The sequence below is a fragment of the Microcoleus sp. K1-B1 genome (assembly GCF_036704705.1).
Lineage (GTDB): Bacteria > Cyanobacteriota > Cyanobacteriia > Cyanobacteriales > Microcoleaceae > Microcoleus.
Map to the genome: position 1 here is coordinate 80,056 of NZ_JAUBSH010000001.1, position 15,707 is coordinate 95,762.

At 45.7% G+C, this 15,707-nt stretch carries 14 protein-coding genes; 8 read left to right on the plus strand and 6 right to left on the minus strand.

The window, feature by feature from the left end:
• The first annotated feature begins 25 nt into the window (after positions 1-25).
• The gene (locus QUA83_RS00325; RefSeq protein ID WP_333290819.1) at positions 26-604 is read left to right on the plus strand and encodes a hypothetical protein; all 579 of its coding nucleotides are present in this window, start codon (positions 26-28) and stop codon (positions 602-604) included.
• Here the strand turns inward: QUA83_RS00325 and QUA83_RS00330 are convergent.
• Entirely contained in the window at positions 572-1,504 is a 933-nt protein-coding gene (locus QUA83_RS00330) for a hypothetical protein (RefSeq protein ID WP_333290820.1), read from the minus strand. The two genes, QUA83_RS00325 and QUA83_RS00330, sit on opposite strands and share 33 nt — an antisense overlap.
• A 301-nt stretch (positions 1,505-1,805) precedes the next feature.
• Here QUA83_RS00330 and QUA83_RS00335 point away from each other — a divergent pair, with 301 nt between their 5' ends.
• The 4 genes from QUA83_RS00335 (at position 1,806) to QUA83_RS00350 (ending at position 5,868) form a co-directional block, all read left to right on the plus strand.
• The gene (locus QUA83_RS00335) at positions 1,806-2,138 is read left to right on the plus strand and encodes a hypothetical protein (protein ID WP_333290821.1); all 333 of its coding nucleotides are present in this window, start codon (positions 1,806-1,808) and stop codon (positions 2,136-2,138) included.
• Positions 2,139-2,428: 290 nt separating this feature from the next.
• On the plus strand, positions 2,429-3,331 hold the full coding sequence (locus QUA83_RS00340; RefSeq protein WP_333290822.1) for an MBL fold metallo-hydrolase: 903 nt from the start codon (positions 2,429-2,431) through the stop codon (positions 3,329-3,331).
• A gap of 235 nt (positions 3,332-3,566) precedes the next feature.
• Positions 3,567-4,781: a bifunctional riboflavin kinase/FAD synthetase gene (locus QUA83_RS00345; protein WP_333290823.1), complete on the plus strand. Its 1,215-nt coding sequence runs from the start codon at positions 3,567-3,569 to the stop codon at positions 4,779-4,781.
• Between the two features lie 178 nt (positions 4,782-4,959).
• Positions 4,960-5,868: a MoxR family ATPase gene (locus QUA83_RS00350; protein ID WP_333290824.1), complete on the plus strand. Its 909-nt coding sequence runs from the start codon at positions 4,960-4,962 to the stop codon at positions 5,866-5,868.
• A 367-nt stretch (positions 5,869-6,235) separates the two neighbouring features.
• Here the strand turns inward: QUA83_RS00350 and QUA83_RS00355 are convergent, their stop codons facing one another.
• Together QUA83_RS00355 and QUA83_RS00360 are read right to left on the minus strand one after the other, a co-directional pair.
• Positions 6,236-7,435 carry a glycosyltransferase gene (locus QUA83_RS00355; RefSeq protein ID WP_333290825.1) on the minus strand — a complete coding sequence of 400 codons (1,200 nt, stop codon included), beginning with the start codon at positions 7,433-7,435 and terminating at the stop codon, positions 6,236-6,238.
• A 384-nt stretch (positions 7,436-7,819) separates the two neighbouring features.
• The gene (locus tag QUA83_RS00360; protein WP_333290826.1) at positions 7,820-8,026 is read right to left on the minus strand and encodes a hypothetical protein; all 207 of its coding nucleotides are present in this window, start codon (positions 8,024-8,026) and stop codon (positions 7,820-7,822) included.
• 114 nt (positions 8,027-8,140) lie between these two features.
• Between QUA83_RS00360 and QUA83_RS00365 the strand changes: the two genes are divergently transcribed.
• Complete coding sequence (locus tag QUA83_RS00365; protein ID WP_333290827.1) at positions 8,141-8,464, plus strand: MgPME-cyclase complex family protein; 324 nt, start codon at positions 8,141-8,143, stop codon at positions 8,462-8,464.
• The gene (locus tag QUA83_RS00370) at positions 8,461-9,198 is read left to right on the plus strand and encodes a hypothetical protein (RefSeq protein WP_333290828.1); all 738 of its coding nucleotides are present in this window, start codon (positions 8,461-8,463) and stop codon (positions 9,196-9,198) included. Before QUA83_RS00365 ends, QUA83_RS00370 begins: the two co-directional genes overlap by 4 nt.
• Before the next feature lie 84 nt (positions 9,199-9,282).
• Here QUA83_RS00370 and QUA83_RS00375 read toward each other — a convergent pair whose 3' ends face one another.
• The 3 genes from QUA83_RS00375 to QUA83_RS00385 form a co-directional block, all read right to left on the minus strand.
• The gene (locus tag QUA83_RS00375; RefSeq protein WP_333290829.1) at positions 9,283-11,379 is read right to left on the minus strand and encodes a tetratricopeptide repeat protein; all 2,097 of its coding nucleotides are present in this window, start codon (positions 11,377-11,379) and stop codon (positions 9,283-9,285) included.
• Between the two features lie 75 nt (positions 11,380-11,454).
• Positions 11,455-12,381, minus strand: coding sequence for an Rpn family recombination-promoting nuclease/putative transposase (locus tag QUA83_RS00380; RefSeq protein WP_333290830.1), 927 nt, complete (start codon positions 12,379-12,381; stop codon positions 11,455-11,457).
• A gap of 60 nt (positions 12,382-12,441) precedes the next feature.
• Positions 12,442-13,377, minus strand: a complete 936-nt coding sequence (locus tag QUA83_RS00385; protein ID WP_333290831.1) for an NAD-dependent epimerase/dehydratase family protein — start codon at positions 13,375-13,377, stop codon at positions 12,442-12,444.
• A gap of 224 nt (positions 13,378-13,601) precedes the next feature.
• Between QUA83_RS00385 and dnaG the strand changes: the two genes are divergently transcribed.
• Positions 13,602-15,623: a DNA primase gene (gene dnaG, locus QUA83_RS00390; RefSeq protein ID WP_333290832.1), complete on the plus strand. Its 2,022-nt coding sequence runs from the start codon at positions 13,602-13,604 to the stop codon at positions 15,621-15,623.
• Positions 15,624-15,707: the final 84 nt, after the last annotated feature.

The following is a 15,707-nucleotide window of genomic DNA, read 5'->3' on the forward strand; positions in this document are numbered from 1 at the left end:
CAGAAAAAGGGATCGCGAGGGTTTTATGGTTGATGCGAAAAGTCTTCAATCTGACGGGTTGGCAGAATTTGACACAGCCTGTCGAAGCATGGATTTAAACGGCAAAAAGTCTTTTGTCGCCACTCCAGAACGCTCAGGCGCAGGTTCGGATGTGCGATCGCGCGCCACGGTACCTGCGATAGTCCGCGTAGCTTTAGAAGACTTGAAATGTTTTGAAGTAGTAGAACACCAGTTTGCACATTGGGGGGTGACTTTTAGCAATGCCGTTGCCATCCAACCTTCAAATCCAGCATTTGTCACGGGTTCTGGGGCAACAGTGTTAATGGGGGCCCCCAAAAGCGGACTGATAGAAGTAACTTTTAAGTATCCAGTTCGCTGGGTGTCAGGACTTGTCACCAGTTCGCGACGAACTGTTTTATCTGCTTGTGACATTGACGGCAACCCAATTGTTCAGGATGAAATGCCGGCGCCCAATCTGGTCGGGTCTAATTCTCCGATCGCCCCTAGGGCTCCCCTGCGCGTAAAAGCTCCGAATATTCATAAAATTACTTTTTACGCTTTTGACGGTCAGCTAATAGTCGATGACTTGATGTTTGGATTTTAAAGCCATGCCATAAGTAGTGTCCCAAGTCTGCAAACCTTCGAGAAGGGCATTGCGGACTACAGCTTCTGGTTCCCGACTCAGCATCAGGCGAAAGCACTCGGCAGCGCGGGAACGGGCAATCGAACTTTTGACAGAGCTCACAGGACCAAACCCACCCTGATTCACCAAATCGGTCATTTGCCGCACAGCAATCAAACGCTTTACGGGGTCAGCATCAGTCAAATCCGCCAAGATGCGATCGAGCGCCACTTCATCTTTTGCTGCCCCCAGGCTCAACCCTTGCCGCAGCAACACCCCTGCAATTGCGATCGTACCCAAATTCTGCAAAATTAGGCTCAAAGCCATCCAGGGGCTCTCGGAGTCCGCCCAAATTGCCAAACTCATGTAAGCGCCCAAGGTAGCAATGCCGCCGGTGCCGACGGCTAAAACGAACCGACGGTTCGGGCCCTCCCAAAATTGCTCGCCTTTTGCCCGCAGCAATTGCCAGTCCCACGACTGCCCTCGGTAAACTACCATCATCGCTGCTATCCCCAGGCCTGTCGAAAACAGTAACTGACTGTTCCACCACCCCCAAACTGCTGCCAGGGTGACAACTGCCAGCCAACCTTTTGATCGAGTCAAATGCTCTAGCAGCCACTTGAGAAGAGCAGTAGAAACCACAGGCGATCGGGTCCAGGAGGTCTTGCCATCTACCCTCCGGCGTCTTGTTTCGGCAGTGCGGCCTGTGACTGTTGGGGTTGCCGGCGGGCGATCGTCCGAACTAAATTCTCTCAAAGCTTGACCATCAGTTATTTCTAAAGACAGGTCGCTCAAGGGAAGATTACCGAGTTCCAAAGTGCGATCGGACACTTTCACAGGCGATCTATTCAGCTTGGTTGTAGTTTTTTTAACTTGATTCATACTGACTTTTTTGAAAAATAACTTAAAGTTATTCAGGCTTTTTTAGCACTGATTTAGATTCTCGGCAAACAAGAGTCTAAGCTTCTATGATACCGGAAATTCAACCCTGTGGCGAATACCACAACTGCGCCGAATTCCGAGAAATCCTTACCAACAATAGAGCTATTGAAGATTGTTGAGAAAAGCACTACAGGTTAACAGGGAATATTTCAGCATCACTCTTGAGACAGAATGGCGATCGGAGTTGGCATGATGGCAAAAAATCGAAATTTTTTAATTTCCGAAAATAGGGGAATTTTGAGTGATTCAATTCGTCCGCCAAGAAATGCACGACGAAAATTTAGCCCTTTGCCCGCAGGCCCGGACTCTCGCTGCTACCCCGGTGTCAGATGAGGCTGGGTTCAGCTTGACCGCTAGCGGGACGAACCGCAGCCTCCGGGCGGGCCGAGAATCCAGACACAGACAGTATTGTTGGATAATTAGCAGGAGCATTCTTAAACTGCTAAGATTTTTGAATCAATGGGAGTTGAGCAAGGTCATCATCCGGGTTCCAACCGGTAAAGCAGCAAGGCAAGCAACCGACCGCGCAATCCGGTTCGGCAAGTGCGGAGGCGGGAGAAACAGCGGCTTTTGACCAAACTCAGACAGAACTGATGCCCCAAAGTGTGTCTGTGGAGGTTAGGCTAGTGAAGAGACGAAAAGAATAGTTACGATCGAGACTTCATTAGTCTACCTTGTAATTTATTGCTCAGTTGTCAAGCCCAACATTTTTACATTCTCGCGATGAGCGAGACTCTTGGCACTTCCAACAAGTGGGGAACTCGACCATCAAAGAGCTTGGGTTTGATGGTAAAGCCCTTAGTAATATGTAAACACCTTATCGATAACTCGCCAACTCGCCGGAACAATCTTGCAAGAAAACCCATGTCTAGTATGCACAACCAATTCACGGTTCACTTCTGGGGCGTTAGAGGTAGCATAGCGTCTCCCGGAGCCGAAACAGTACGTTACGGGGGCAACACGCCCTGTGTAGAAATGCGAGTGGGTGACAGTCGCCTAATTTTCGATGGCGGTACTGGATTGCGGGTTTTGGGACAAACTCTCCTGTCCCAGATGCCCGTAAAAGCTCATATGTTTTTTACTCACTCTCACTGGGATCACATTCAAGGATTCCCATTTTTTGTCCCAGCTTTTATTCCTGGGAACTGCTTTCACATCTATGGGGCTATTGCTCCTAATAAGGCTACTATCCAGCAGCGCCTGCACGACCAGATGCTGCACCCCAATTTTCCGGTACCCCTGCAAATTATGGGGGCAGACCTGAAATTTAACGATATAGAAGTGGGCAAACCGCTGGAACTCGGAGAGATTAAGGTGGAAACTGCTTTGCTGAACCATCCCGGTGAAGCTATAGGCTACCGCGTAAACTGGCGGGGGTATTCGGCTGCTTACGTGACTGATACCGAACATTTTCCCGATCGTTTAGACGAAAATGTGCTGTCTTTGGCTCAAGATGCTGAGGTGCTGATTTACGACGCTACTTATACCGATGAGGAGTATTATGCGGAGAAGAGTAGCAAGGTCGGCTGGGGACATTCGACTTGGCAGGAAGCGGTGAAGGTGGCAAAGGCTGCTAATGTCAAAAAGTTGGTGATTTTTCACCACGACCCGCTGCACAATGACGAGTTTTTAGACAGGGTGGGAGAACAAGTGGCTCAAAGGTTCCCGAATAGTTTGATGGCGCGGGAAGGTTTGTCGTTACAATTGCTGCCTCCTGATAACGATTTGTCTGAAGTGTCGGTGCAAGCGCCTCAAGTGCCTGTCTGATGGATTTGAGATTGCCCGATGGTTCTGAAATCTTGAGGTCGGAAATCTCAAATTTAAGTTAGGGCTGACCTCAGAGACGGATACAAGCCCCCGGCTTAAGTGGTGGAAAACCAAAAAGTTTAGACCAAAGTTCAACCTTCCAGATTTATCTGTGGAGTCAAATCTAAAATCTAAAATCTAAAATCTAAAATCGACTGGCGATCGCAATCTGGCTAAGTATGTCAAAATTTTAAGCGTGTGGGTAACTTCTTCTTGTACCGCTGCTCTGACTCCAACTTCTGTTGCCTTGGGAAACTTTGATGGTTTGCACCTAGGGCATCGACAAGTCGTGCAGCCAATTTTAAATCGATCGCCTGGGCAAAATTCTGCGACGGTTTTTGCGTCGGGGCAAAACTTGCGCTCAAACGTTGGCACAGATCAAAATTGGGAAACTGAATATCCGGCGACCTGCGACAATGACTCAGCAGCACCGCCGGATCGAGCCGACAGCCACCATAATTTCGATGGTTTGATAGGCCCTAGGGCAGAGGGCAACAGCCTTTCTGGGATCGATTCTGATGGGGTCGATCGACTTTACAGCACTGTGGTGACATTCGATCCGCACCCGCAAGAATTTTTTACGGGTCAACCGAAAAAACTTCTGACGCCTCTGGCAGAAAAGGTAGAATTGCTCGCAGCAATGGGCGTCGAGCAACTTGTTCTGCTGCCGTTCGATCGAGAATTGGCGGCTTTGACTGCTTGTGAGTTTGTCGAGGAAATTCTGGTGCGGCAACTGCAAGCGAGTCGAATTAGTGTGGGGGTTGATTTTCGGTTTGGACGGGGACGCGCTGGGACGGCTGTGGATTTGCAGTCGATCGCGTCGGGTTACGGTATTGATGTTGCTCTTGTACCCCTGCACAATTGCGGTGAGGGCGATCGGATCAGCAGTTCTGCAATCCGCCAAGGTCTGGCATCCGGCGACCTCACAAGAGCGAATCAGTTGCTGGGGCGACCTTACAGTTTAGTCGGGACTGTGGTTGGGGGACAGCGGCTGGGTAGGACGATCGGATTTCCTACTGCTAATATCGAACTGCCGCCGGAAAAATTTTTGCCACGTTTTGGCGTGTATGCGGTGCGAGTCTCGCTGAAGCATGGATGGGAAAAGATGAAAGAGGAAAGTTCTTCCTATCAGCGGGAGAATCCCAAATCTCTAATTACCGGCAAATCATCAAATTTATCTTTTGTCAATGGGGTGATGAATGTTGGCTGCCGCCCGACAGTAGACGGCCTGCAACCCACTGTGGAAGTTCACCTGTTAGATTGGTCTGGGGATTTGTACGGTAAAACCTTGAGCGCGAGTTTGGTAGAGTTTTTGCGACCCGAACAAAAATTCGCTTCTCTGGAAGCTCTCAAAACTCAAATTCAGGCAGATTGCGATATTGCTAGAAGCGTATTAGCTGCTAAAGTCTAATAATTATGTGATCTACAACAAGCGATCGGTTTAAAAAATGGTGCAAGATGAGTCAGACTAAATTCTAGTTGTACAAATACGAAGTCCGCAAGGCAAAGACTTAAGATTTTGGCAATCTTGATATCTTTTCAACAATTAGCAACTAGCAATTAGCAATTAACAATTAGAAATCAGGGATATGAGACAACATATTGAGCGACTCAAACAAAATCTAGGCAAAACTATGGTCGGCAAAGCGGATGCTATTCGCTTAGTGCTGGTAGCGGTGCTTTCGGGCGGACACGCGCTGCTGGAAGACGTGCCGGGTGTGGGAAAAACGCTGCTGGCGAAGTCTTTGGCGCGATCAATCGATGGGAAGTTTCAGCGGATTCAGTGTACTCCCGATTTGTTGCCAACGGATATCACGGGTACCAATATTTGGAATCCTAGCAGCGGGAAGTTTGAGTTTTTGCCCGGCCCAGTTTTTGCTAATGTTTTGCTTGCTGATGAAATCAATCGGGCGACACCGCGAACTCAGTCAGCTTTGCTGGAAGTGATGGAAGAAAAGCAGGTGACAGTAGATGGAGTTTCTCGGAATGTTCCGGCGCCGTTTTTTGTGATTGCGACTCAGAACCCGATCGAATATCAAGGCACTTTTCCGCTGCCGGAAGCGCAGATGGATCGGTTTACTTTGTCTTTGACTTTGGGCTATCCCGCTGCGTTGGAAGAGTTGCAAATGTTGGAACGGCTTTCTGATAGTTTTGCTGTTGAAGATTTGCAGCCTTGTATTTCTTTGGAAGAAGTGCAGGAATTGCGTCGTTTGTGCGCTGGTGTGAAGGTGGAAGGCTCTTTGAAACAGTATATTGTGGATTTGGTGCGATCGACGCGGGAGGATGAGGAGATTACTCTGGGGGTGAGTCCCCGGGGTGCGGTGGCTTTGCACCGGGCGTCCCAGGCATTGGCGTTTATGGAGGGCCGGGATTTTGCTACCCCGGATGATGTGAAATATTTGGCGCCGCACGTACTGTCTCACCGGTTGATTCCGGCGGGGGGAAGGAGGGCTAAGACGATTGTTGACAAGTTGTTGCGATCAGTTCCTATTCCTTAAAAAGTTTGTAAGTAGGTGGCTTTAATTAAAGGAACGGGCAAGATGCCCGTTCCACAAACAATTACAGCTTAATTAAAGGAACAGGCAAGATGCCTGTTCCACAAACAATAAAGAATTACAGCTTAATTAAAGGAACAGGCAAGATGCCTGTTCCACAAACAATTACAGCTTAATTAAAGGAACAGGCAAGATGCCTGTTCCACAAACAATAAAGAATTACAGCTTAATTAAAGGAACAGGCAAGATGCCTGTTCCACAAACAATTAATTTTCCTGTGGGGAGTAGGGTTTGGGCATCCTGCCCGCCCTTGAAAGACTTATTAATAATGGTGCAAGATGTCAGTTAATCAATAGGTTTTGCACCATTCTCAAGCACTCTCAAACAGCGCGACTAATTTTTTTGCCTCTAAATCAACATTGTGTTGTTGAGCAACCCGTTCTGCTCCTGTTTTCCCCATTTGTTCTAGTTTTTCTAGAGGTGCTTCCAATACCGCGCGCATCGCTACGGCTAATGCTTCTGCGGAACCGGGAGGAACTAACCAACCGCAAACACCGGGTTCTACGAGTTCCGGGATGCCAGCAACATAAGTGCTAATTACGGGCCGATTGAGAGCGAGGGCTTCCATAATTACGACGGGCAAACCTTCAGCAAAACTAGGCAATACCATTGCCCGTGAAGCTAAAATCTCTTGCTGAACTCGATCGCCACTGGCCCACCCGGTAATTTCTATATGGTTTTGCAGGCCGAGTTGCAGAATCTGCTTTTCAATATCCGATCGCAGCGGCCCGTCTCCTACGAGTACCAACTTAAACTCTAAGCCTTGAACTGCTAGCAAGTTAGCAGCTTCTAGCAATAACAAATGACCTTTTTGTTCGCTGAGTCTGCCAATGCAAGCTAAGCGGGGTGCTGCGGGGATGGGGACGTAGGGTGCAGCTAAAAATGCAGCATCTAGGCCGCAGTGTATGACGTGAATTTTTGACCAAAAAGTTCGATCGCACCACCGAAAAAGCTGACTTTTACCGAAGGAACTAACTGCTGCTACAAAGGTCGATCGTTTAATTTTTTCGTCTAAGGAAAGAAGTGTCGCTTTATCAAATTCTTCAGGGCCGTGAACCGTGAAACTGTAAGTCGGGCCGCCAAGCACGCGGCACAGCATTGCGACTGTTGTGGAATTTGTCCCGAAGTGAGCGTGAACGTGTGCTGTACCGGATTCTGCAAACCAATTTAAAAGAATGCAAGCTTCTGCTAAATAAGCTAGATGCAGCAAAATCCCCCGTTCCGAGTGCCAGCCAACTTTGAACATTAACCGCACAGCTTCGATGAATCGAATGGGTCTAGTTGCAGCAACGCGCAGCAAACCCCACGCTAACCCCTGTACACCAACTCCTAAGATTACTTTAGTCGATTCTTGCTCTAGTTTGTCGGCTTCATCAACGAGTTCTGACTCGCAGGAGCGGATCGAAAAACGTGCGACTTTCATGCCACATTTTTCAACGGCTAGCACTTCTCTGCGGACAAAGCTGTGGCTGACTTTGGGATATTGGTTGACTAAATAAGCGATGTTCATGAACGGGGAGAAAATTATATGGTAAAACTTAGATTAGTTTAGCCTTTGGCTGCATTCGGTGGGCAACAAATTTAGCTGATTTGTTGAGCTTATTTGAGCAGGGGCGAAGGGCGATCGCTTTTGGCGGGATGGCGGAAGTGACAGCGGGGCGATCGCTATTCCGGCGAGAGGAAATCAATCCACACATTTTACATTTTTAATACAATAGTCAGGACTGTTTTTAGGTAGTAGTCACAAACCCTTGATTTTCACGCAGGCAGATCGAGCGCGATGAAAGCCTTTTTTTAGGGTTAGCAATCAAAAACTCTCTCAAGTGTTTTCAGATGCAAATCACTCGAAATCAGGTTTAACAGCCCCCAGATTGCCTCAATAATTGGTAATTATTCAACCTGCAATTCCATCTAATTTCCTATTGTCACCTAAATTTTCCAAAAAATCACCAGCTCGAAAAATAATCGCCCAAATCCCCAAAAAACCAGCAACTCTCGCAACTCTCACAACTCCCCCAACTCTCGCCACCAAAGATTTTTCTGAGGCGACTTGCTCTGCATCTACCCAAGATGACAGCAAATAAGGTAAAGTAAACGGCACAAGAGTCTAGAACTCTCCAACTGCCGCAACTCGGCAAACCCGCCCCTGACCAGCAAAACTGGCCGATACAGGCGGCATTAACCGCTAACCGTCAACCTCTAACAACCGAGAAAAATGCAAACCTACTACTACGTTTTAGCCAGCCAACGCTTTTTGCTAGAAGAAGCCCTAGATGAAGTGTTTAAAGAAAGAACTCGCAACTACAACGAACAAGAAAAACAAATAGACTTCTGGTTGGTCAAACAGCCCGCTTTCCTAGAAGCACCGACAATGGCAGAAGTTAAAGCAAAATGCCCTCAGCCAGCCGCCGCTATTATTTCTACCGATCCAGTCTTCATCACCTGGTTGAAACTGCGCTTAGAATATGTACTGACAGGTGAATTTCAAGCACCGTCAGCAACTATTCCCGATGCCCTCGCATCCCTACAGACAGCATGACTAAAATAGCCAAATATCCGACCAAACAACTAACAACAATTAGGGGTAAATTGTACAAATTTATTTTGTCTCTCCCCCTATTTTCTGCTACTTCGCTCGCCCTTTTGGTATTGACAATTTTATCGAGTTCTGTTAAAGCTCAGTCGAGCTGCCAACCGCCCCAGCCCGATGAATATCTACTGTTAATTGTCACCCAAACACCCGAACAGCAAGAAAGAGCAAAACGCTCTTTTCCTGGAAATACTAACAACACAGTGTGTCGGTACATCAATGACACGGTGACGCGAGTTGGTGGCTTTCGCGACTCGCAAATCGCCAGCGATTGGGTTAAATACATCGAAGATGTTGTCGGATTGCAAGCTTACGTAGTACGATCGCCCGCAGCGGCACTACCCCAAAATTTGCCAGTCTACAACCCTCAGCCAGCACCAGGTTTTGAACCAACCACCAATCCTGCAACCGGAAATCTTGACTTTAATCCCCAACCCCTCGGCCCTGGTTATGCAGTGTTAGTAGATTACTTCAACCAACCGGAATTAGCAGCCCAAGTCAGACAAGCATTAGGCACGCAAGTAGGCTTAGCTTCCTACGGCCAGCGTCCCTTTTTATTCGTCGCTTATACAACGGATCAAAACGCCGCTACTGCTGCGGTAAAAGCATTGAGCGATCGAGGTTTTTGGCCGATGTTAGTAGACAGCCGCCGAGTTACCGTAATTGCTCCCGCTGTTCGCTAAAAGATAACCTACCCCCACGATAATTCGGAGCGTGAAATCGCTACTACACAAACTCTCGTCCTAGCAGAGGGGGACTAATAACAATTATTGTTGTTGTTGATACTCTAGCGGGCTGCTTCCTAGCTGACTTTCGGCCCGCTTTTTTGCTTCCATTGCGGCTCGGTAATCCGGTTTGTAGCGAATTGCTTTGTCATAGGAGGCGATCGCATCTTCGTATCTTTTTACCGCCACCAGTGCATTGCCGCGGCTGTACCAGGCTTCCGAGTAGTCAGGCTTGACATAGACAGCTTCATTGTAAGAGACAAGCGCATCTTCGTACCGCTTTAAATTGGACTGAGCATTGCCTCTATTGTACCACGCTTGATATTCTTTCGGGTTTAAATCTAAGGCTCTGTTATAACACTCAATTGCTTGTTCGTACTTGCGTAATTCGTGATATGACCAACCTAAATTGTACCATGCTTGATAATAATCAGGTTTTAATTTGACAGCTTTTTCGTAAGCTTCTACCGCTTGTTCATGCCTCCGCATTTTCAGCAAAGCGATGCCTTTACTGTACCACCCTTGATAAAAATTGGGCTGAAACCGCACGGCTTTTTCGTAGGCTTCAAAAGCTTCTTGGTTTTTGTTTAATTCTAGGAAAACATTGCCTAAGTTGTACCAAGCTTCATAATTATCGAATTTGATTTCAACGGCTTTTTGATAGGATTCAACGGCTCGATCGTACTGTTTTAATTTTTGGTAAGCTTGTCCCCGATTGTACCAAGCACCGTACAAATTGGGCTGAAATTTTACAGCTTTTTCGTAGGAGACGATCGCCTCTTCGTACCGCTGCGAATCTAAGAGAACATCGCCTCTGCCTTCCCACGATGCGGCATAGTCGGGCTGGATTTTCAAAGCGTTATCAAAAGATGCGATCGCCTCTTGAGACTGTTGCAACTTCTCCAAAGCATAACCGCGTCCCGTCCAAGCTTCCAAGTATTCCGGCTTTAATTCTATGGCTTTATCATAAGCTGACTGCGATTCTCGATATTTTTTCAATTCATATAAAGTTTTGGCTTTTTCCTGCCAAACTTCCGCGTAGTCATGCCTGAGAGTTATTGCTCGCTCATAAACTGCCAGAGCTTCTTCAAATCGGTTTAAATTGTAAAGAGTATTGCCTCTGTTGTACAGGTCAGTTGCATTTGCAGAGTTAAACGTGTTTACACCATAAATTGATGCTATAATACTGATGCCAATTAAACTGGTGATCGACAATATTTTTAAATACAGTTTTTTTCGAGATTTGAGCGGCATCTTCGCAGCAGCCACCGGAGGCAATACAGGAACTGTACCGCTGAAAGAATTTTTCAATTCTTTAATAGCTTGCAGCGTTTCGCCGGCACTAGAATAACGTTGCCGAAAATCGTACTTTACCATCTTATCTAAAATAGTCGCAAATTCAGGACTGACTGATGTTTTGTCCTGCCAAATAATTTCCTCTGTATCGGGGTCTTTTGGCATTTGGTGAGGATTTATGCCAGTGAGGAACTGAATTGCGATCGCACCGACGGCATAGATATCGCTGCTGAGTTTCGGGTTGCCGTGAGCTTGTTCACTGGGCATATAACCGGGAGTACCGATGCTGACACTCAAGCTATTCTTGGGCTGAGGATTGGTGATTTGAGTAGTAATTTCTTTGACTGCGCCGAAGTCAATTAAAACTAATTTTCCGTCTCTATCTCTGCGGAGGATATTGCGGGGATTGACATCGCGGTGAATCACATTTTGCTGGTGTACAAAGTCTAAAATTTCGAGAAGTTCCTCCAATATACAAATCACTGCATCTTCCTGCATGACTCCTGCTGTGCCCGGAACAACTGACGTAATTTCGTGACTTAAATCGTGGCCTTCTATAAATTCTTGAACTAGGTAAAACTCTTGATTCTCTTCAAAAAAAGCAAAAAGTCTGGGAATGCGATCGTGATTTCCCAACTTGTACAAAACTTGTGCTTCAGTATCAAATAAACGTCTTGCTACCTGTAGAGTTTCGGGATCAGTTGCGTGAGGTTTAAGCTGCTTGACGACGCAGAGGTGATTGCCTGGTAGCTGCTTATCTTCAGCTAAGTAAGTTTGAGCAAATCCGCCGCCTCCCAAGTGACGGATAATACTGTAGCGACTGCTGAGTGTGATTCCAAGCATGAGATTTACCTAATATTTCCTAGTCTGTGAACTACGCACCTTACTTTTATTTAACTGGTAGGGTGCGTTATCAACTTATTGAGAATTATCTTCCAACCAATTACTCAACTCTTCCAAGTTTGAAAAACCCCATAATGCGTTTACTAAACTTTCTAATTTGTCGCTCGATAACTGCTGAATACGCCTTTCTATATCGGGGTTTAGTTGACCTAAAAGGCGATTCAGCGAAAGCATAGTTAACTCTATTTGTGCTTCTTGTCTGCCTTCTTGTCTGCCTTCTTGTCTGCCTTCTTCCCTGCCTAAAGCCACGGAACTCTGCTGATCTTGAGCAAAGAACTCTTGCTGCTGTAACGTGTTCAATTCCTCCAGTGTCAAACTCACTTCATTGGCAATTTCAAAAGCTTTCTGAATTTGCGGTACTGTGGCCATTGTTTGAGGTACTTCATCCAAAGTGCCCGTGGTTTTGATAAAGTAAATCCACTTGTCAGTAATATTTTCCAATTGCTCCAATTCTTTTTTGAATTTTGGCAACTCTACAAATACTAACTCAATGTCATTTTGTATATAATCAGACAAACGTTTTTTTTCTTTGAACACAAAATGAGAAATTACATCGTCATGTCCACTAAACATTTCAAAATCTGTGATCTTCAAAGCAATCACAGGTCGCAATTCTTTGTATAATTCTCCTCTTGTTAGTTGCAGTGCATAAGTTTTTGCTGCATTGTATAAAACTCGCTTGCCAAATGCCTGCACTTTCAAAACTTGCATTTCAATAATCACAAATGTGCCATTATTAAGTAGCGCTTTGACATCTAAGTAACTATTTTTAGCTCCAGCTACTTGAGGGCCAAGATAAGGATCGAGGATTTCCAAGCTTTGAATTATGGATTCTCCTTCATAGAGTAGGGCATTTAAGAAACTAATCAAAATCTCTGTGCTTTGGCTGGAGCCAAATATTTTCTTGAATGCAAAATCAATTTTGGGATTGATAAATTTCATGTTATTTTTCTCCTTAGACATTGGTATGGTGCGCGCTGCACACCATACTTTAATTTTACTTTAAACGGCTTTCAAAATCTCGTCATCGACTGAAAAATCTATCTCGGCTTGATCCCGCCCCGAAACTACATAATCATTCTGAAAAGAATCTTTCAATCCAGAAAGTAAGTCAAATTCCGGCTGCCAGTTAAGATCGGTGACAGCTTTATTCACTGAAGCGAAAAAGTGCTGCAAGCGCATCGGAAAAGCTTTCTTTTTGCCGAAGTTAAATTGTTTCGGATCGTAGTGTACAATCTTAATAGCATCAGGGGATTTGCCTGCTGCTTGAATGCAGGCGCGGGCTAAACCGTCAAAGGTGACAAATCGATCGCCCGAAACGTTGTAAATTTGCCCGATCGCCCTAGAGTTGCCCAAAACCGCCGCCATTGCTTTAGCCAAATCCTGACAGTGCCCCAACTGCGTGAAGTGCATTCCATTACCGGGAATTGGAATCGGTCGATCGCGCACAATGCGATCGAAAAACCAAGCCTCTAAATCGTTATAATTTTGGGGGCCGTAAATGTAAGTCGGGCGAATCGAAGTCCAAGGCAAACCGGACTCGGCCAAGTAATTTTCGGTTTCGCATTTACCCAAATGCCGGCTTTTAGGATCAGTAGCGTCCCCTTCAACATGAGGCATTTGATCCGACTTCAAATAAACCCCCGCAGAGCTCATGTAAACAAAGTGCTGCACCCGCCCTTTAAATATTTCAGCCAAAGGCTTTGTATCGCTGAGTTCGCGGCCGTTGTTATCAAAAACAGCGTCAAACTCGACCGTCGATAACTTTTCTTTTAGTTGTTCGACATTTGTGCGATCGCCCTGAATCTGTTTCACGCCCGCAACTGGTACAGGCTTGTTGCCCCGGTTAAACAACACCACTTCATGTCCTTGTGCTGCTAAAATCTTAGTAAGATAAACCCCAATAAACCGAGTACCGCCCATCATTAAAATTCGCATTATTTTCGATGCTCCTTACAGTTAGTGTAAATATCTTACAATAAAGTTATGCCTTACGGAGAAACCGGTTTTTTTAAGAAAACACATATTAACAGCGAGCAGCCCTGGTACAAAAAACCGGAACGCTTGAGTTTTTGTGTGCAAGTCCTGAAAGTCACTTTTGTGCTTTACTAAAGTGCGATCGCTCAAAATAAACATAATTTCCAGTTGCCTAAAATAGCTCTATGCAAGTTCCCCGGCTGCATCCAGAAACAATCGAAGAAGTCAAACAAAGAGCCGACATAGTAGACGTTATTTCCGGTCGCGTCGTTTTGCGGAAACGCGGGAAAGAATTCGTAGGTTTGTGTCCCTTTCACGACGAAAAATCTCCCAGCTTTACTGTCAGTCCCGGCAAACAAATGTATTATTGTTTCGGCTGCGGTGCAGGCGGCAATGCTTTTAAGTTTCTCATGGAATTGGAGAAACGCCCTTTCAGCGAAGTAGTATTAGAATTAGCTAAAAATTATCAAGTCCCCGTCAAAACAGTCGAACCAGAACACCGACAAGAATTGCAGCGGCAAATTTCCCTGCGGGAACAACTCTATGAAATCTCAGCACTAACAGCCAACTTTTACGAACACGCTTTGCGACAAACCCAAGGAGAAGAACCCTTAGCATATCTCAAATCAGAACGCCAGCTAAGCGAAGAAACTATCCAACAATTTCAATTAGGTTATGCACCCCAAGGTTGGGAAGCACTTTACAGTTATTTAGTAGAACAGAAAAACTATCCCGCGCAATTAGTAGAACAAGCTGGATTAATTGTACCCCGAAAAAATGGGGGCAGCGGTTATTACGATCGCTTCCGCAATCGCATTATGATTCCCATACGCGATACCCAAGGCAGAGTCATCGGTTTCGGCGGCCGAGCTCTCGGCGACGAACAGCCGAAATACCTCAATTCTCCCGAAACAGAACTGTTCGATAAAGGCAAAACATTATTCGCCTTAGATACAGCAAAAACAGCCATTAGCAAAGCCGATCGCGCAGTGGTTGTAGAGGGGTACTTTGATGCGATCGCACTTCAGGCCGCCGGTATCTCCAACGCCGTCGCTTCCCTCGGCACAGCCTTAAGTTTAAACCAAGTGCGGCAGTTATTGCGCTACACTGACTCCAAACAAATTATCCTCAACTTCGACGCCGACAAAGCAGGAACTCAAGCTGCAGAACGCGCTATTGGAGAAATAGAAAAACTCGCTTATCAAGGAGAAGTGCAACTGCGGGTTCTCAACATTCCCGACGGCAAAGATGCCGACGAATATCTCAAAACATACTCCCCAGAACAATATCGAGAATTGCTCGAAAATGCTCCGCTTTGGATCGACTGGCAACTGCAACAAATGCTGGTTAATCAAGATTTAAAAAAAACCGATATTTACCAGCAAGTTACCAAAAAATTTGTTAAATTATTAACTAATATTACTGACGACAATCAACTCCATCGTTACCTTTCAAAGTGCGCGGAAATCCTAAGCAAAGAAGAATCTAAGCGGGAACCAATACTAAGAGAAAATCTGTTAAACCAAGTAGTTAGCGATTGGGGTAAAAGGCTGAGTCAAGACGAATCTTTGACAATTCCGCCGTTAATTAGAAAGAATTTGAAGCGGCACACGCAATATAAAAAACAGCGTGCAAGTGGCGAAAACAAAAGCTCAAAATCAAGTTTATCTGCTGCTGTAGCTCGCAGTCTTTTAGAAGAAGCAGAAGCGCAATTATTGCAGATTTACTTGCACTGTCCCGAATACCGCCAAGATGTCAGAGAAGCAATAGAAGCTAGAGACGTGCAGTTTAGCCTTTCTCACCACAGATTTTTGTGGCATCAGATTGTCAATGCAGAAATATTGCACAAAACCTCTTTACAAATAGCGCCTTCTGAGTTAATATTGAAGTTGCAAGATAGCTTCATTGAATATCCAAATCAACTCAATCAGATATCGCATTTATTTCACTTAAATGAGTTTTCAGAAAGAAACGTTTATCGCGCACCTCTAGTAATTAGATCTGCCCTCGCCTGTATCGAGCAAATTATCAGCATGAAGCGCCGCCGGATTGCACTCAATATGTGGGAAAAAGCCAAGGCCGCTAGCAGTGGCGAAGAGGCTATAGAATATTACCAACTATTATGTGCCGAACAACAATGGCTCACGGAATTAGAGCGGCTGCGTCAAGTTAATTTTTACGATTTAACATCCGTACCTTGGGGCTAATACCCTTTTAGATTTTAGATTTTAGATGGGGGATGACTCGTTCGATAGATGTTGGAATCTTGCCTGCGGTTACATTGTTTTAAC